This is a genomic window from Cellulomonas endometrii, from assembly GCF_949769265.1.
In the GTDB taxonomy this organism is placed as follows: domain Bacteria; phylum Actinomycetota; class Actinomycetes; order Actinomycetales; family Cellulomonadaceae; genus Cellulomonas; species Cellulomonas endometrii.
The window spans coordinates 205725-222346 of sequence record NZ_CATKPC010000001.1; the positions used below are offsets into that span (position 1 = coordinate 205725).

At 78.0% G+C, this 16622-nt stretch carries 18 protein-coding genes and 1 riboswitch; of the genes, 17 read left to right on the forward strand and 1 reads right to left on the reverse strand.

Features of this window, described 5'->3' with window-relative positions; genetic code table 11:
- The first annotated feature begins 24 nt into the window (after positions 1–24).
- The 13 genes from QNH85_RS00910 to QNH85_RS00970 all read left to right on the forward strand — a co-directional run bounded on the left by QNH85_RS00910 (position 25) and on the right by QNH85_RS00970 (position 12478).
- Entirely contained in the window at positions 25–2307 is a 2283-nt protein-coding gene (locus QNH85_RS00910) for a primosomal protein N' (protein ID WP_282943948.1), read from the forward strand.
- Positions 2304–2936 carry an HAD family hydrolase gene (locus tag QNH85_RS00915; RefSeq protein WP_282943949.1) on the forward strand — a complete coding sequence of 211 codons (633 nt, stop codon included), beginning with the start codon at positions 2304–2306 and terminating at the stop codon, positions 2934–2936. The genes QNH85_RS00910 and QNH85_RS00915 overlap by 4 nt, the downstream gene beginning before the upstream one ends.
- Before the next feature lie 11 nt (positions 2937–2947).
- Positions 2948–3895, forward strand: coding sequence for a methionyl-tRNA formyltransferase (fmt, locus tag QNH85_RS00920; RefSeq protein ID WP_282943951.1), 948 nt, complete (start codon positions 2948–2950; stop codon positions 3893–3895).
- Positions 3892–5490 carry an RsmB/NOP family class I SAM-dependent RNA methyltransferase gene (locus QNH85_RS00925; protein WP_282943953.1) on the forward strand — a complete coding sequence of 533 codons (1599 nt, stop codon included), beginning with the start codon at positions 3892–3894 and terminating at the stop codon, positions 5488–5490. The genes fmt and QNH85_RS00925 overlap by 4 nt, the downstream gene beginning before the upstream one ends.
- 71 nt (positions 5491–5561) lie before the next feature.
- A complete protein-coding gene (gene rpe, locus QNH85_RS00930) occupies positions 5562–6230 on the forward strand; it encodes a ribulose-phosphate 3-epimerase (protein ID WP_282943954.1) in 669 nt (222 codons plus the stop codon).
- Positions 6231–6318: 88 nt separating this feature from the next.
- Positions 6319–6451, forward strand: a riboswitch (FMN riboswitch).
- A gap of 94 nt (positions 6452–6545) precedes the next feature.
- Complete coding sequence (gene ribD / locus QNH85_RS00935; RefSeq protein ID WP_282943956.1) at positions 6546–7580, forward strand: bifunctional diaminohydroxyphosphoribosylaminopyrimidine deaminase/5-amino-6-(5-phosphoribosylamino)uracil reductase RibD; 1035 nt, start codon at positions 6546–6548, stop codon at positions 7578–7580.
- A complete protein-coding gene (locus QNH85_RS00940) occupies positions 7580–8203 on the forward strand; it encodes a riboflavin synthase (protein ID WP_282943958.1) in 624 nt (207 codons plus the stop codon). Before ribD ends, QNH85_RS00940 begins: the two co-directional genes overlap by 1 nt.
- On the forward strand, positions 8200–9567 hold the full coding sequence (ribB, locus tag QNH85_RS00945; RefSeq protein ID WP_282943960.1) for a 3,4-dihydroxy-2-butanone-4-phosphate synthase: 1368 nt from the start codon (positions 8200–8202) through the stop codon (positions 9565–9567). Before QNH85_RS00940 ends, ribB begins: the two co-directional genes overlap by 4 nt.
- Positions 9564–10034, forward strand: coding sequence for a 6,7-dimethyl-8-ribityllumazine synthase (ribH, locus tag QNH85_RS00950; RefSeq protein ID WP_282943961.1), 471 nt, complete (start codon positions 9564–9566; stop codon positions 10032–10034). The genes ribB and ribH overlap by 4 nt, the downstream gene beginning before the upstream one ends.
- Positions 10031–10729 (forward strand): nicotinamide riboside transporter PnuC, encoded by a 699-nt coding sequence (gene pnuC / locus QNH85_RS00955; protein ID WP_213281719.1) that lies wholly within the window; start codon positions 10031–10033, stop codon positions 10727–10729. The genes ribH and pnuC overlap by 4 nt, the downstream gene beginning before the upstream one ends.
- A 57-nt stretch (positions 10730–10786) precedes the next feature.
- A complete protein-coding gene (locus tag QNH85_RS00960) occupies positions 10787–11050 on the forward strand; it encodes a phosphoribosyl-ATP diphosphatase (protein ID WP_213281720.1) in 264 nt (87 codons plus the stop codon).
- A gap of 65 nt (positions 11051–11115) precedes the next feature.
- A complete protein-coding gene (hisG, locus tag QNH85_RS00965) occupies positions 11116–11964 on the forward strand; it encodes an ATP phosphoribosyltransferase (protein WP_213281721.1) in 849 nt (282 codons plus the stop codon).
- Between the two features lie 10 nt (positions 11965–11974).
- Positions 11975–12478, forward strand: a complete 504-nt coding sequence (locus tag QNH85_RS00970) for a PH domain-containing protein (protein ID WP_282943965.1) — start codon at positions 11975–11977, stop codon at positions 12476–12478.
- Positions 12479–12514: 36 nt separating this feature from the next.
- Here the strand turns inward: QNH85_RS00970 and QNH85_RS00975 are convergent, their stop codons facing one another.
- Positions 12515–13750 (reverse strand): DUF3866 family protein, encoded by a 1236-nt coding sequence (locus QNH85_RS00975; protein WP_282943966.1) that lies wholly within the window; start codon positions 13748–13750, stop codon positions 12515–12517.
- Positions 13751–13783: 33 nt separating this feature from the next.
- On the opposite strand from QNH85_RS00975, the gene QNH85_RS00980 reads away from it, so the two are divergent.
- From QNH85_RS00980 to tatA, 4 genes are all read left to right on the forward strand, one after another.
- Positions 13784–14818: a helix-turn-helix transcriptional regulator gene (locus QNH85_RS00980; RefSeq protein WP_282943967.1), complete on the forward strand. Its 1035-nt coding sequence runs from the start codon at positions 13784–13786 to the stop codon at positions 14816–14818.
- Complete coding sequence (locus QNH85_RS00985) at positions 14811–15809, forward strand: helix-turn-helix transcriptional regulator (protein ID WP_282943969.1); 999 nt, start codon at positions 14811–14813, stop codon at positions 15807–15809. The genes QNH85_RS00980 and QNH85_RS00985 overlap by 8 nt, the downstream gene beginning before the upstream one ends.
- Positions 15810–15818: 9 nt before the next feature.
- Positions 15819–16160, forward strand: a complete 342-nt coding sequence (locus tag QNH85_RS00990) for a hypothetical protein (RefSeq protein WP_282943971.1) — start codon at positions 15819–15821, stop codon at positions 16158–16160.
- Positions 16161–16256: 96 nt separating this feature from the next.
- Positions 16257–16619 (forward strand): twin-arginine translocase TatA/TatE family subunit, encoded by a 363-nt coding sequence (gene tatA, locus QNH85_RS00995; RefSeq protein ID WP_282943973.1) that lies wholly within the window; start codon positions 16257–16259, stop codon positions 16617–16619.
- Positions 16620–16622: the final 3 nt, after the last annotated feature.

Below are 16622 nucleotides of genomic sequence, written 5' to 3' on the forward strand. Positions count from 1 at the left end.
CGGGTCGGTGACGGGGTGGCGCCCGTGACGTCCGGGAGCACGGGGAGTGCTGACAGCACGGCGAGCACGGCGAGCCCGGGCACCCCCGAGCAGCCGACGCTGCTGGGGCTCGACGTCCCGGCGCGTCCCCGGCGGCGCGCCCGTGCCCGGGACGTCGACGTCGAGCCCGCCGCCGACCTCCCGGTGGCGCGGGTCGCCGTCGAGCTGTCGCCCCCGCACCTGGACCGGCCGTTCGAGTACCTGGTCCCGGCGACGCTCGCGGACGACGCGCGCCCCGGGACGCGCGTGAAGGTGCGGTTCGGCGCGCAGGACGTCGACGGCTACGTCCTGGAGCGCGTCGCGGAGGCGGACCACGACGGCGCGCTCGTCCCGCTGCGCCGCGTCGTCTCGGCGGAGCCGGTGCTGACGCCCGCCGTCGCGCGGCTGGCGCGCGCCGTCGCCGACCGGTACGCGGGGACCCTCGCCGACGTGCTGCGCCTGGCCGTCCCGCCGCGGCACGCGCGGACGGAGGGCGAGGTCCCGGCGGCCGACGCCTTCGCCGCCGTCGGTGCCAGCCCGGCCGGGGACGACGCCGCGGCGGGCGCCGGCGGCGTCGCGGCCGCCGCCGGCCCGGCCCCCGGCGTCGCGGGCGCCGCCGGCCCGGCCGGCGCCCCCGGCACGCTGTCGGGCGCCGCGTGGGCGCCGTACCGCGGTGGCGCCGCCTTCCTCGCGCACCTCGCCGCCGGCGGGTCGCCCCGCGCCGCGTGGTCCGCGCTGCCGGGCGGGCCGGGGGAGCGGTGGCCGGACGCCGTCGCGCAGGCGGTCGCGGCGACGCTCGTCTCGGGTCGGGGCGCGCTGGTCGTCGTCCCCGACGCGCGCGACGTCGACCGGGTGTGCGCGGCGCTGGACGTCGCCGGGGTGCCCGCGTGGGGCCCGGACGTCACCGACGCCTCGCACGTGCGCCTCATGGCCGACGACGGCCCGTCGAAGCGGTACCGCGCCTACCTCGCCGCGCTGCGCGGGCACGCCCGCGTCGTCGTGGGGACCCGGGCGGCGGCGTTCGCCCCCGTGGGGGACCTCGGGCTGGCGGTGTGCTGGGACGACGGCGACGACCTGCACGCCGAGCCCCGCGCGCCGTACCCGCACGTCCGCGAGGTGCTGGGGCTGCGGGCCGAGACGGAGGGCTGCGGGCTGCTCCTCGCCGCGCACAGCCGATCCGTGGAGGTGCAGGCCCTGGTCGCGTCCGGCTGGGTGCGGCCCGTGGCCGCCGACCGGGACGTGGTGCGCGCGCGGACGCCGCGGGTGCGCGCGCTGACCAGCGTCGAGCTGGCGCGCGAGGGCGCCGCGGCCGCCGCCCGGCTGCCCGGCGAGGCGTGGCGCACGATCCGCGACCGGCTCGCCGACGGCCCGGTGCTCGTGCAGGTGCCGCGCGCGGGGTACCTGCCGGCCGTGGCCTGCGCCCGGTGCCGCGAGGTCGCGCGCTGCACCCACTGCCACGGGCCCCTGCAGCTGCACTCCGGCGACGCGACCGCCCAGTGCGGCTGGTGCGGACGCCTCGCGACGCAGTGGCGCTGCGACGCCTGCGGCAACGGCACGTTCCGGTCGGTGGCCGTCGGATCGGACCGGACGGCCGAGGAGCTGGGCCGCGCGTTCCCCGGCGCCACGGTGCGGACGTCGGGCGCCCGCTCGTCCGGCGGCGTGCTCGCCGAGGTCCCGGACCGGCCCGCGCTGGTGGTGTCCACGATCGGCGCCGAGCCGGTCGCCGCGGGCGGCTACGCGGCCGCGGTGCTGCTCGACGCGGCCGTGACGACCGGCTCCACGTCGCTGCGCGCCACGGAGGACGCGCTGCGCCGGTGGCTGGCCGCCGCGGCGCTGGTGCGGTCCTCCCGGGACGGCGGCGTCGTGCTGCTGGTGGGCGACGCCGCGGAACGGCCGACCCAGGCCCTGGTGCGGTGGGACCCCGTCGGCCTCGCGGAGCGCGAGCTCGCCGAGCGCACCGAGGTCCGGCTGCCCCCGGCCGTCCGGGTCGCGGAGCTCACCGGCACGCGCGAGGTGGTGGCCGCCGTGCTCGCGCGCGTCGAGCTCCCGCCCGGGTCGGACGTGCTGGGGCCCGTGCCGGTGCCCGAGCCGCTGGCGCACGGGTCCGGCACGCACGGGTCGGTGGCGCTGCAGGACTCGCTCGACCCGCCCGTCCGCGCGCTCGTGCGGGTGCCCGTCGCCGACGGCAGGGCGCTCGCCCGGTCGCTGGCGGCGTCCCTGGCCGTGCGCAGCGCCCGCCGCGAGGGCGGCTCGCTGCGGGTGCGCCTCGACCCCGAGGAGATGCTGTGACCGACCGGCCCGGCTCCGCCGTGGACGCCGTCGTGTTCGACCTGGGCAACGTGCTGGTGCACTGGGACCCGGTGCTGCCGTTCGCGGGCCGGCTCCCCGACGACGCGGTGCGGCGGTTCTTCGCGGACGTCGACTTCCCGGCGCTCAACCACCGCCAGGACGCGGGCCGGCCGTGGAGCGAGGCGCGCGCCGAGGTCGCCGCCCGGCACCCGGAGCACGCCGCGACCCTGGACCTGTACGTGGAGCGGTTCGCCGACTCGCTGCCCGGGCCGGTGGCGGGCAGCGCCGCGGTGGTCGACGACCTGCGCGCCGCCGGCGTGCGGGTGCTCGGCCTGACGAACTGGTCGGCGGAGACGTTCCACCACGCGGTGCCCGCCGCTCCGGCGATCGGCCGCCTGGAGGCCGTCGTGGTGTCGGGGCGGGAGGGCGTCGCCAAGCCCGACCCGCGGATCTTCCGGCTGATCGCGCAGCGGCACCGGCTCGACCCCGCGCGGACGCTCTTCACCGACGACAGCCCCGCCAACGTCGAGGCCGCCGCGGCCGAGGGGTTCCTGGCGGTGCTGTTCACCGGCGCCGCGGAGCTGCGCGCCGACCTGGTGGCGCGCGGCGCGCTGCCGGCGACCGCCTAGGATCGGTGCCCATGCGCCTGCTCTTCGCCGGGACGCCCGCGGTGGCGCTGCCGTCGCTCGACGCCCTGCTCGCCTCCCGCCACGAGGTCGTCGCCGTCCTCACCCGACCCGACGCCCGCGCCGGCCGCGGCCGCACGCTCACGCCGAGCCCGGTGAAGGAGCGCGCCCTGGAGGCGGGGCTGGAGGTGCTGACGCCGGTGACGCTGCGGGACGAGGGGCTCCAGGCCCGGCTCGCGGAGATCGCGCCCGACGCCGCGCCGGTCGTCGCCTACGGGAACCTCGTGCCGCCCGCGGTGCTGGACCTGCCGCGGCACGGCTGGGTCAACCTGCACTTCTCGCTGCTGCCCGCGTGGCGGGGCGCCGCGCCGGTGCAGCACGCGATCATCGCCGGCGACGAGGTGACCGGGGCGAGCACCTTCCGCCTGGAGGCCGGGCTCGACACCGGGCCGGTGTTCGGCACGCTGACCGAGACGATCCGCCCGACGGACACCTCCGGCGACCTGCTCGGCCGGCTCGCCGACGCGGGCGCCGGCCTGCTGGTGCAGACCCTCGACGCGCTGGAGGACGGCATCCTCGCGCCGGTCGCGCAGCCGGCCGACGGCGTCAGCCTGGCCCCGCGCCTCAGCACCGAGGACGCGCGCGTGCGCTGGCGGCACCCCGCGATGGCCGTCGACCGGCGGGTCCGCGGCTGCACGCCCGCGCCCGGTGCGTGGACCACCGTGCCCGACGGGGCCCGGCTCGGGCTCGGCCCCGTGCGGCTCGCCCCCGAGGTCACCGACCTCGCGGCGGGCGAGGTGCGCGTGGGACGCGGCGAGGTGCTGGTCGGCACCGGCACCCACGCGGTGCGCCTGGGCGAGGTGCGGCCGGCCGGGAAGCGGGCGATGCCCGCCACCGACTGGGCACGCGGGGCGCGGCTCGAGGCCGGCGTCGTGCTGGGCGCCGGGGAGGTGCCGGCGTGACCGGGGGCCGGCGGGACGGGCCGCGCGCGGCGGGCTCGGGCCGGGGGGGCGGCTCGGGGCAGGGCGGGGCCGGCGGGTCGGGGCAGGGCGGGTCGGCGCAGGGCGGGTCCGGCCAGCGTGGTCCCGGCCAGGGCGGCCGGCGCGGGCCCCGCGCCCGCACCGCCGCCGCACCCGCCCAGCGCCGTCGCTCCGGGGACCCGGCGCGCACCGCGGCGTACGACGTGCTGCGCACGGTCGACGAGTCGGACGCCTACGCGAACCTCGTCCTGCCGCCGCTGCTCCGCGAGCGCGGCATCCGGGGGCGGGACGCCGGGTTCGCCACCGAGCTGGCGTACGGCACGTTGCGCCTGCGCGGCCGGTACGACGCGATCGTCGAGCAGTGCGCGGGCCGACCGCTGGCCCAGATCGACGCGCCCGTCCTCGACGCCCTGCGGCTGGGGGCGCACCAGCTGCTGGGCATGCGGGTCCCGCCGCACGCGGCGGTCTCCGAGTCGGTGGCGCTCGTCCGCGAGCAGGTCGGTGCGGGCCCGGCGCAGTTCACCAACGCCGTGCTGCGGGCCGTGTCGAAGGAGCCGCTGGACGTCTGGCTGACCCGCATCGGCGACGCCGCCGACCCCGCCGGGACGGACGACGTCGCCCGGCTGTCGGTCGTCGAGAGCCACCCCGCCTGGGTCACCCGCGCGATGCGGGAGGCCCTGGTCGGGCACGGCCGGTCCGCCGCCGAGCTGCCCGCCGCGCTCGCCGCCGACAACGAGGCGCCGCGCGTCTCGCTGGTCGCCCGGCCCGGGCTGGCCGACCGCGACGAGCTGCTCTACGCCGCCGGCCCGGACGCCGAGCCGGGGCGGTGGGCGCCGACCGCGGTGACCCTCGCCGGTGGCGGCGACCCCGCCGGTCTCGCGGCGGTCCGCGCCGGACGGGCGGGCGTGCAGGACGAGGGCAGCCAGATCGTGGCGCTCGCGCTCGCCGCCGCGCCGCTGGACGGCCCCGACGCCCGGTGGCTGGACCTGTGCGCCGGACCCGGTGGCAAGGCCGCCCTGCTCGCCGCGCTGGCGGGGGAGCGCGGTGCCCGGCTGGTGGCCAACGAGGTGCAGCCGCACCGCGCCCGGCTCGTGCGGCAGGCCCTCGCCGCCGCGCCGGACGGGTCGGTCGAGGACGTGCGGGTCGGGGACGGCCGCGAGGTCGGGGACGACGAGCCCGGCGGGTACGACCGGGTGCTGCTCGACGCCCCGTGCACCGGGCTGGGCGCCCTGCGGCGGCGGCCGGAGTCGCGGTGGCGGCGGACCCCCTCCGACCTCGCGGCCCTCGGCGCCCTGCAGCGGGACCTGCTGGCGTCCGCGATCCGGGCCGTGCGGCCGGGCGGCGTCGTCGCCTACGTGACGTGCTCGCCGGTGCTCGCCGAGACCCGGCTGGCGGTGCTGGACGCCCGGCGTGCGGCCCAGAAGGCCGGCCTGTCGGTCGAGGTCGTCGACGCCCCGGCGGTCCTGCACGGCATCGCGCCGGGACTCGACCTGCCGGACCGCGAGGACGCGCAGCTCTGGCCGCACGTGCACGGCACCGACGCGATGCACCTCACGCTGCTGCGCCGGACGTCCTGACCCGTCGCACCCGCCGCACCCGTCGCACCCGTCCACCCGGCGGGCCGCGCGCACGCCGATACGCTGGACGCGTGCCCGCACTGATCAGCCCCAGCATCCTGTCCGCCGACTTCGCGAACCTCGAGCGCGACCTGCACCGGATCAGCCGGGCGGACTACGCGCACGTGGACGTGATGGACAACCACTTCGTCCCGAACCTGACGCTCGGGCTGCCGGTCGTCCGGCGGATCATCGAGGTCGCGCCGGTGCCGGTCGACGTGCACCTGATGATCGAGGACGCCGACCGCTGGGCCGTCGAGTACGCGCACGCCGGCGCCGCGTCCGTCACGTTCCACGCCGAGGCGGCGCAGGCGGCGGTGCGCCTGGCCCGGGAGATCCGGTCCGCGGGCGCCCGCGCGTCGGTCGCGCTGCGCCCCGCCACGCCCGTCGAGCCGCTGCTCGACCTGCTGCCCGAGTTCGACATGGTGCTGGTCATGACGGTCGAGCCCGGGTTCGGCGGCCAGGCGTTCATCGACGGCACGCTGCCCAAGATCCGGCGGCTGCGGGCCGCGATCGACGAGCAGGGCGCGGACACGTGGATCCAGGTCGACGGCGGGGTGTCGCGGGCGACGATCGCGACGGTCGCGGACGCCGGGGCCAACGTGTTCGTCGCCGGTTCGGCCGTCTACGGGGCGGCGGACGTCGGCGCCGAGATCGACGCGCTGCGCGGCCTCGCGGACGAGGCGATCGCCGGGCGCTGAGCCGCGGGCGCGCGACCCCGGCGCGTCCCCCCGGGGCGCTGGTCCCCGGCGGGAATGCGCCGTGTGGCATCATCGTTGCCCAGAACACACACGTGCTCCGGGGTCGGTGCAATTCCGAGCCGGCGGTGACAGTCCGCGACCCGCAAGCGCCTCTGGCGCGAGCGGTTGACCTGGTGGAACTCCAGGACCGACGGTGAAAGTCCGGATGGGAGGAGACGTGGCGGTGCGCCCGGTGGAAGCCGGGGGCACCGTGGTCGTCGTGCACCCGCGCGCCGCCCGCCACCCCGGAGCCCGACGGGCCGGAGGGGTGCAGGGATGGACACGCGAGCAGCGGTCGAGCGGGACGCGATGCGGCGCGCCCTCGACCTCGCGCGCCGCGGCCCGGGCCACGGCCCCAACCCCCGCGTCGGCTGCGTCCTGCTCGGAGCGGACGGCCGCGTGCTCGGGGAGGGCTGGCACCGCGGCGCCGGCACCCCCCACGCCGAGGTCGCCGCCCTGGCCGACGCCCGGGAGCGCGGTGCGGACGTGCGGGGGGCGACGGCGGTCGTCACCCTCGAGCCGTGCGACCACACCGGCCGCACCGGGCCGTGCTCGGTCGCGCTGCTGGCGGCCGGGATCGCGCGCGCCGTGGTCGCCGTCCCCGACCCGAACCCCGTGGCCGGCGGCGGTGCCGCCCGGCTGCGCGCGGCCGGCGTCGACGTCGCCACGGGCGTCGAGGAGGACGCCGGCCGGGCGCTCCTGCGGCCGTGGCTGCTCGCCGTCGGGCGCGGCCGGCCGTTCGTCACGCTGAAGACCGCCGCGACCCTCGACGGCCGGGTCGCCGCCGCCGACGGGACCAGCCGCTGGATCACCTCCCCGGAGTCCCGCGCGCACGCCCACGCCCTGCGGGCCGAGATGGACGCGCTGGTGGTCGGCACCGGAACGGCCCTCGCGGACGACCCGGCGCTGACCGCCCGCACGCCGGACGGCGAGCTCGCCGCGCACCAGCCGCTGCGCGTCGTCGTCGGCACCCGGGATCTTCCGGCGGGCGGGCGGCTGGCAGGTCCCGGCGGCGAGGTCCTGCACCTGCGCATCCGCGACCCGCGCGCCGTGCTCGCCGCGCTGCACGAGCGCGAGGTGCGCCGGGTGCTCGTCGAGGGCGGGCCGACGCTCGCCGCGGCGTTCCTGAGCGCCGGGCTGGTCGACGAGGTGCACGCGTACGTGGCGCCCGTCCTGCTCGGCGCGGGCCGGCCGGCGGTCGCCGACCTCGGGGCCCGGACCATCACCGACGCGCTGCGCCTGCGGACGCGGGACGTGCAGCGACTGGGCCCCGACGTGCTCGTCGTGGCCGACATCGAGGAGGCAGGCTGATGTTCACCGGCATCGTGGAAGAGGTCGGCACCGTGGTGGCGATCGACGTCGCGCCCGGGGCCGACGGAGGCACGGGCGACGCCCGGCTGACCCTGCGCGGTCCGCTCGTGGTGTCCGACGCGGGGCACGGCGACTCGATCGCGGTGGCGGGCGTCTGCCTGACCGTGGCCGAGCTGGCGGGCGACGGGACGTTCGTCGCCGACGTCATGCCCGAGACCCTGCGCCGCACGGCCCTGGGCGACCTCGGGCCCGGGTCGCGCGTGAACCTGGAGCGGGCGGTGCGGGCCGACGCGCGCCTGGGCGGGCACGTGGTCCAGGGGCACGTCGACGGGGTCGGCACCGTGCGGCGCCGCACGCCCGGCCCCCGGTGGGACGAGGTCGAGGTCGCGCTGGACCCGTCGCTCGCGCGCTACGTCGCGGAGAAGGGGTCGGTCGCGGTGTCCGGGGTGTCGCTCACCGTCACCGCCGTCGGGCCGGACTGGTTCGGGGTGTCGCTCATCCCGACCACGCTCGCCGGGACGACGCTCGGCGACGCGGCCGTCGGCACCCGGGTCAACCTGGAGGTCGACGTGCTCGCGAAGTACGTGGAACGGCTGCTCGCGACGTCGGGGGCCGGGCGATGAGCGCCGGGACCGTGCCCGAGGCGCTGGACCTCGGCACCGTCGAGCAGGCGCTCGCCGAGCTCCGCGCCGGGCGGCCCGTGCTGGTCGCCGACTCCCCGGACCGGGAGAACGAGGCCGACGTCATCCTCGCCGCCGAGCACGCCACCGCCGAGTGGGTGGCGTGGACGATCCGGCACTCGTCGGGGTACCTGTGCGCGCCGATGACCGCGGCCCGCGCGGACGCGCTGGACCTCCCGCTGATGGTCCCGCAGAGCCAGGACCCGCGGCGCACCGCGTACACGGTGACCGTGGACGCGGCGCACGGCGTGACCACCGGCATCTCGGCCGCCGACCGCACGCAGACCCTCCGGGTGCTCGCGGACCCGGCGTCCGGCACCGAGGACCTCATCCGCCCCGGGCACGTGCTGCCCCTGCGTGCCGTGCCCGGGGGAGTGCTGCACCGGGCCGGGCACACCGAGGCGGCGGTCGACCTGTGCCGGCTGGCCGGTGTCGAGCCGGTCGCGGCCATCGCCGAGCTGGTGAACGACGACGGCACGATGATGCGGCTGCCGCGGACGGTCGAGCTCGCCCGCGAGCACGGCCTGGTGGTGCTCACGATCGCCGACCTCATCGCCTGGCGGACCACCCACGACGACCTGCCGACGGAGCCCGCGACCGGAGCCGAGGTCGCGGCGACCGCGCCGGAGCGCCGGGTGCACCGCGCGCACAGCGCCGTGCTGCCCACCCGGCACGGCGACTTCCGCGTGCACGCCTACCGCGACCTGCGCACCGGCGCCGACCACGTCGCCCTCGTCGCGGCCGGGGGCCTCGCCGAGCAGCCCGTCGTCCGGGTGCACTCCGAGTGCCTCACCGGTGACGCCTTCGGCTCGGCCCGGTGCGACTGCGGCCCGCAGCTGGACGCGGCGCTCGCGCTCGCCGCCCGGGACGGCGGGGCCGTGGTGTACCTGCGCGGCCACGAGGGCCGGGGCATCGGGCTGCTCGCGAAGATCGGCGCCTACGACCTGCAGGACCAGGGCCGGGACACCGTCGAGGCGAACATCGACCTGGGCTGGCCCGCGGACCGGCGCGAGTACGGCGCGGCCGCGGCGATCCTGGCGGACCTCGGGGCCCGCCGCATCACCCTGCTGACCAACAACCCCGCCAAGGTCGCCGGCCTCACCGCGCACGGCATCGACGTCGCGGACGTCCGCGGCCTGGAGGTCGGGCGGACCCCGCACAACGAGGCCTACCTGCGCACCAAGGCCCGCGCCATGGGGCACCTGCTGCCCGGCCTCGACCACCCGCACGACCAGCAGCACGGCCACGAGCACGAGCACGACCACCACCGAGACCACGAGCACGACCACCAGGAGGACGCACGATGAGCGGCAGCGGCGCACCCAGCATCACCACGGACGGCTCGGGCCTGCGGGTCGCGGTCGTGGCGGCGAGCTGGCACACCACCGTGATGGACGGGCTGCTCGCCGGCTCCCGGCGCGCGCTGGCGGCGGCCGGGGTCACCGACGTCCGCGAGGTGCGGGTGCCCGGCACCTTCGAGCTGCCGGTCGCGGCCGCCCGGCTCGCGCGCGGCGGGGACGTGGACGCGGTCGTGGCGCTCGGCGTCGTGATCCGCGGCGGCACCCCGCACTTCGACTACGTGTGCCAGGCCGCCACCGTCGGCCTCACCGACGTGGCGGTCTCCACCGGCGTGCCCGTCGGGTTCGGCGTGCTGACGTGCGACGACGAGGCGCAGGCGCTCGACCGCGCCGGCCTGGAGGGCTCGCACGAGGACAAGGGGGCGGAGGCCGCGGAGGCCGCCGTGGCGACCGTCGTCGCGCTGCGCGGCCTGTGAGCGTCCTCACCTGGCTGTTCGACGCCCAGCTGGTCGTCGCCGGCCACCCGGTCCTGTGGCGCGAGGTCGTCGGCAACCTGTTCGGGCTCGCGTCGGCGCTCGGCGGCCTGCGGCGGCGGATCTGGGCGTGGCCGGTCGGCATCGTCGGCAACGTCCTGCTCTTCACCGTGTTCCTGGGCGGGGTGTTCCACACGCCGCAGGCGCGCGACCTGTACGGCCAGGCCGGGCGGCAGGTGTTCTTCGTGGCGGTCGCCGTCTACGGCTGGGTGCGCTGGTCGCAGTCCCGGCGGACGGCCCGCGAGCACGGGGACGCCGACGCGCCGGCCGTGGTGCCGCGGTGGGCCGGCCGGTCCGGGTGGATCCAGCTCGGCGTGGTCGGCGTCGTGGGCACGGTCGCGTGCGCCCTGGTGTTCCGGGCGCTCGGGTCCTGGGGGCCGTGGGCGGACGCGTGGATCTTCGTCGGGTCCCTGCTGGCGACCTACGGCATGGCGCGGGGGTGGATCGAGTTCTGGCTGATCTGGATCGCGGTCGACGCCGTCGGCGTGCCCCTGCTGCTGAGCGCCGGCTACTACCCGTCCGCGTTCCTGTACCTCGTGTACGCCGGGGTCGTCGTGTCCGGCTTCGTCGTCTGGTGGCGTGCCCGCCGGGAGGCCGAGCCGCAGCAGGTCACCGCGGCCGCGGGCGTCTCGGGCTGAGGCGGGCGCGTGGACGCCGGACGAGGACGGGCGCCCCGACCGTCTACCCTGGCGGGCGTGAAGACGTTCGACTCGCTGTTCGCTGAGCTCACCGACAAGGCCGCCACCCGCCCCGCGGGGTCCGGGACCGTCAAGGAGCTGGACGCCGGCGTCCATGCGATCGGCAAGAAGATCGTCGAGGAGGCCGCCGAGGTCTGGATGGCCGCGGAGCACGAGGGTGACGAGCGCACCGCGGAGGAGATCTCCCAGCTGCTCTACCACCTGCAGGTGCTGATGGTCGCCCAGGGGCTGACCCTCGAGGACGTGTACGCCCACCTGTGACCGCGGCGGCCGACCCCCGGCCGCCCGCCGCCCCACGCCCTGCCTTCTCGAACCAGAGGACCCCCGTGCTGAGGATCGCCGTCCCGAACAAGGGCTCGCTCGCCGAGCCCGCCGCCGAGATGCTGCGCGAGGCGGGCTACCGCCAGCGCCGCGACTCCCGTGAGCTCGTCCTGCCCGACGCCGACAACGGCGTCGAGTTCTTCTTCCTGCGCCCCCGCGACATCGCCGTGTACGTCGGCACCGGCACCGTCGACGTCGGCATCACCGGCCGCGACCTGCTGCTGGACTCCGCGTCGCCCGCCACCGAGCACCTGCAGCTCGGCTTCGCGCGGTCCACGTTCCGGTTCGCCACCCAGGCCGGCCAGATGAACGACGTCCGCGAGGTCGCCGGGCGGCGCGTCGCCACGTCCTACCCCGTGCTCGTCGCGGAGTACCTGCGCGGCCACGGCGTCGAGGCATCCGAGATCGTCCGCCTGGACGGCGCGGTCGAGACCGCCATCCGGCTGGGCGTCGCCGACGTCATCGCCGACGTGGTCGAGACCGGCACGACCCTGCGGGCCGCGGGGCTCGACGTGTTCGGGGAGCCCATCCTGAAGTCGGAGGCGGTGCTGGTGCGCCGCGCCGACGTGGCCGAGCCGGCCGGGCTCGACGTCCTGACCCGCCGGCTCCAGGGCGTCCTCACCGCCCGCGAGTACGTGCTCATGGACTACGACGTGCCGCTGGAGCTCGTGGACCGCGCCGTCGCCATCACGCCCGGCCTGGAGTCGCCGACCGTCTCGCCGCTGCACAACAGCGAGTGGGCGGCCGTGCGCGTCATGGTCCGGCGCTCCGAGACCAACCGCGTCATGGACGACCTGTACGACGTGGGCGCGCGCGCCATCCTCGTGACCTCGATCCACGCCTGCCGGCTCTGAGGACGCCGTCGTGACCCGGCCGGACGGACCCGGGGCGGCGCCGTCCGGGGACGGTGCCGCGCACCGGGCGGCGCTCGACGCGGTGTTCCGCCCGCGGGCCGCGCGCCTGGTCACCGCGGTGCTCGCCGTCGTGGTCGCGCTGGCGACGGTGCTGCTGCTGGTGCTGCTGCCCGGCACGGGGCTCGAGGGCCTCACCCTGGCGGACCGCCTCGGCATCGCGCTGGTCGGGGCGGCGATCGTGGTGTTCTGCTGGCGGCAGGCCACCGTGTCCGCGACCCCGACCCCCGAGGGCCTGCGCGTCCGGAACCTGGCGACCACCCGCACGGTGCCGTGGGCGCAGATCGTGTGGGTGCGGTTCGGCGAGGGCCGGCCGTGGGTCCAGCTCGACCTCGACGACGGCGACACCCTCGCGGTGATGGGCGTGCAGCGGTCCGACGGCGAGCGGGCCCGGCTGGAGGCCCGCCGCCTCGCGACGCTGGTCGCCGCGCGCCAGCGCACCGCCCGCGACGACTGAGCCGACCCGCGGGCGCCGGGCCTCGGGTCCCTGAGGTCAGGCGTCGCGGGCCAGGTGCGCCGCGTGGACGCCCGCCGCCGCGGCGGCCAGGAACGCCGCCGGGTCCTGGCCCAGCCCGCGGCCCATCGTGGAGAGCCGCACCGGGGAACCGCCCAGCGCGGTGAGCAGGTCCTCCCCGGCGGGGACGTCGACCAGGCGGTGCCGGCCCGCGGGGGCGCCGAGCGCCTGCACCTGCTGACCCACGCGCCGCCCGACGGCGTCGAGGTGCGCGGCGAGGTGCTCCTGCGGGTCCGGGACCCCCGCGCCGGCCGGCTCGTCGAGCGCGGCAGCCGGGTCGAGCCCGGGCGCCGGGTCGAACACCGGGACGACCACGTCGGCGGGTGCCAGGGCGACGCGGCCGTACGCGGTGGTCGAGTGGTGCGAGATCCCGAGGTGCCGCTCGCGGGCGTCGGCGCCGGAGACCCGCAGCGACGCGACGGGCCGGCCGCCGAGCACCGCGGTGGCGTTGACCGCCTCGCCCGCCGCGACGCCGGAGAAGCCCCACCGGGTCCCGGTGCCCAGGTTGCCCGGACCCTGCGCGACCACCACGACGTCCGCGCCGACGACGTGCCGGGCGGCGAGCAGCGCGGTGTGCACGGTGACGGCCTCGAGGTCGCCGCCGAACGCCTGACCCGCGGTGAGGCAGGCCTCGATCCACCCGGCCTCGCGGAGGCCCGCGACCGCGCGGGAGAACCACGCCGGCAGGGCGCCGCCGTCGGTCATCACGTACGCGACGCGCAGCGGGGCGGCCCCGGCGCCCGTGGCGGACAGGCGGGCGTCGGCGTACCGGATCCCCGCGACCACGGCCGGCAGCGCGGAGTGCAGGTCGGCGACGACGACGGGCGTGCCCGCCAGGTCGTCGGCGTCGCGCAGCAGCTCGTGGTGGGGGGACTCCTGGTCGTCGACGCCCAGCACCATCGGCTGCAGCGGGGTGTACCGCGCCTTGACGAGGTGGCCCGGGCCGGGCTCCGGGTCGGCGGGCAGCCGGCCGGGGGAGCCGGGCGCGACCACGAGCGCGTAGCCGCCGGTGCCGAGCCCGCGGGCCAGCGCGGAGACGTTCAGCAGCACGGGGTCGCCGACCTCGGGCGTCCCGACGAGCTCGGGGTACGCCAGCGCCCGGACGCTGACGGGGTCCGGACCGGTCACGCCGTCCGCGACGGTGACGACCAGCTCCACGGCTCCCGGCCACGTCCGGCCGACCTGTTCCACCACACCCGAGCGCCACGTGATCACCCGGCAACGCTACCGGCCACTACGGTTGACCCGATGCCCGAACAGATCCACCCCGCCGAGCGGCTGCTCAACCTCGTCATCGCCCTGGTGCACACGCCCGGCCGGATGACGAAGGAGCAGATCCGCCGCACCGTCGCGGGCTACGGCGACGCCCCGTCCGACGAGTCCTTCGAGCGGATGTTCGAGCGCGACAAGGACACCCTCCGCGACCTCGGCATCCCGGTGGCGACGGTGACCGCCGCGGGCCACGGGGACGACATCGGCTACCGGATCGACCAGGAGGCCTACGCGCTGCCGCCCCTGGAGCTCACGCCCGCCGAGCTCGGCGCGCTGTCCCTGGCCGCGGAGTTCTGGCAGGACCGGTCCGTCCGGGCGGACACCACGCGCGCGCTGACCAAGCTGCGCGCGGTCGGGGCCGGCGCGGGCGCGACCGACCTGGCGGCGGGCCTGGCCCCGCGGGTCCGGGCGGGCGGCGACGCGTTCCGGCCGCTGCTGGACGCCGTGCAGGCCCGGCAGCGGGTGCGGTTCACGTACCGCGCGGCGAACACCGGCGAGGTGCGCGAGCGCCTGGTCGAGCCGTGGCGGCTGGTCGCGCGGCGCGGCGGCTGGTTCCTGGTGGGCCAGGACGTCGACCGCGGTGCGACCCGGTCGTTCCGGCTCAGCCGGATCGAGGGCCGCGTGAAGGGGGTCGGCGGGGAGGACGCCTTCCCGGCGCCGTCGCCCGACGCGATGGCCGCCGCGCTCCGGTCGTGGGACGCGGGGCAGGAGCGGACTGCGCTGCTGGCGCTGCGCCCCGAGCGGGCCGAGGCGCTGCGCGCACGCGGGGAGCCCGTGCAGCTGCCGGAGGACGCCGACCCCGCCCTGCGGGACCTCGTCGCGCACCGCGACCTGGTGCGCGTGCCGTACCGGGCCACGTGGGAGCTGGCGGAGGAGGTCGCGGGCTACGGCGACGCGGTGCTGGTCGCCGAGCCGGCGGAGATGCGCGACGCGGTGCTGCGGCTGCTGCGGGTCGCCGCGTCGCTGGACGACCCGGAGCACCGGGCGGCGGGGGAGGAGCACCATGGCTGAGCGGGCGAGCGAGCGGCTGCTGCGGCTGCTCGGCATGATCGGCTACCTCGACCGGAACGACGGCGTCTCCGTCGAGCAGCTGGCCGAGCACTTCGGCGTCACCCCGTCCCAGGTGATGGCGGACGTGGACACGCTGTGGATGAGCGGCACCCCCGGGTACTACCCGCACGACCTCATCGACTTCGACGCCGACTCCTACGACCGCGGCGAGATCCGGCTCACCGAGTCCCGCGGGATGACGCGGCCGCTGCGGCTCGGCACCCGCGAGGCGGTGACGCTGCTCGCCGCGCTGAGCGCCATGGTCGCCGACCTCGGGCCGACCTTGGACGACGAGCGCGCGGCGGTCCTGCGCTCGACGCTGGCGAAGCTGACGGCCGCCACGGGCGACGCGGCGAACGCCGTGGACGTCCGCCTCGCGGTCGACGGGCGGCCCGACGTGGTCGCCGCGATCCGCACGGCGCTCGCGCAGCACCGGCGGCTCCGCATCCGGTACGTGAACGCGTCGGACGTGACCAGCGACCGCGACGTCGACCCCCTGCGGCTCATGACCAGCGACGAGCGGTCCTACCTGCAGGCCTGGTGCCTGCGCGCCGGCGACGAGCGGCTGTTCCGCCTGGACCGGGTGCTCACGGCTCAGGTGCTCGACGTCCCGGCCGACCCGCACCCGGGCGCGGGTCGCGGCGCGACCGCGGAGTTCCGGCCGGACCCGGCGGGCGACGTGGTGACGCTGCACCTGCGCAGCACGGGCCGCTGGGTGGCGGAGACGGTGCCGGTCGAGGAGGTGCGCAACCTGGCCGACGGCTCGTTCGAGGTCGACGTGCGGGTCGGCCGGCCGGCGTTCCTGCGCAGCCTGCTGCTCCAGGCGGCGGACGACCTGCTCGCCGTGCGCCCGCCCGAGGTCGCGCGGGACGTCGCGGGCCGCGCCCGGGCGGCCCTCGCCGCGTACGGCCCGCTCGCCGGCGACCCGCTGTCCGGCGGCGCGACGGGATAGGTTGGCCCGATGGTCTGGGTCGTCGTGTGGGTGGTGCTCGTGCTCGGCGCGCTCGTCGGTGCGTACCTGCTCGGGCGGGACCTGTGGCGGCGGTTCCGCGCCCTGGTCGCGGAGCTGCAGCGGGCGTCGGCGGTGCTGGGCGAGCTCGCGGAGCGCGCCTCCGCCCTGGCCGAGCAGGCCCAGGAGGCCGAGCGCGCCGCCCGTGCCGCCCGCGAGGCGGTGCTGCTGCCGGAGCCGGACGCCGCGCGCCGCCGGTGGGCGGAGCTGCGCGCCGAGGCGGCCGGGCGGCGGGAGCGCCGCCGGGAGCGCGACCGGCTGACCCGCGAGACCTGGCGCGCGTACAGCCGCTGAGACCGCCCCGGCGGCACGGCGCGTGACCTGGGTCACCCGTCCAGCCGAGGGGGCTAGACTCGCCGGACCACCGCAACTGCGACAGGGAGTACTGCTATGGGGCGGCTCTTCGAGCACCCGCTGACGATCGTCGTCCTGCTCGTCATCGTGCTGCTGCTGTTCGGGGCGAAGAGGCTCCCGGACCTGGCGAGCGGCATCGGGCAGTCGCTGAAGATCTTCAAGCGCGAGGTGCGGGACCTGTCGGACGACGACGACCCGCGCAAGGACGCCACGACGCCGCCCGTCGCGACCACCCCGGTCGCGCCGGCCGCCACGGTGACGCCCGTGGCACCGGCCGCCGTGGTGACGCCGCCGCCGGCCGCGCCGGTGGCACCGCAGGTCCCGGTCACGCCGGTGGCACCCGCGGCCCCGCAGGCCGCGGCCCCCACGGAGCGCGACACCTCCGACCCGCGGGCCTGACCG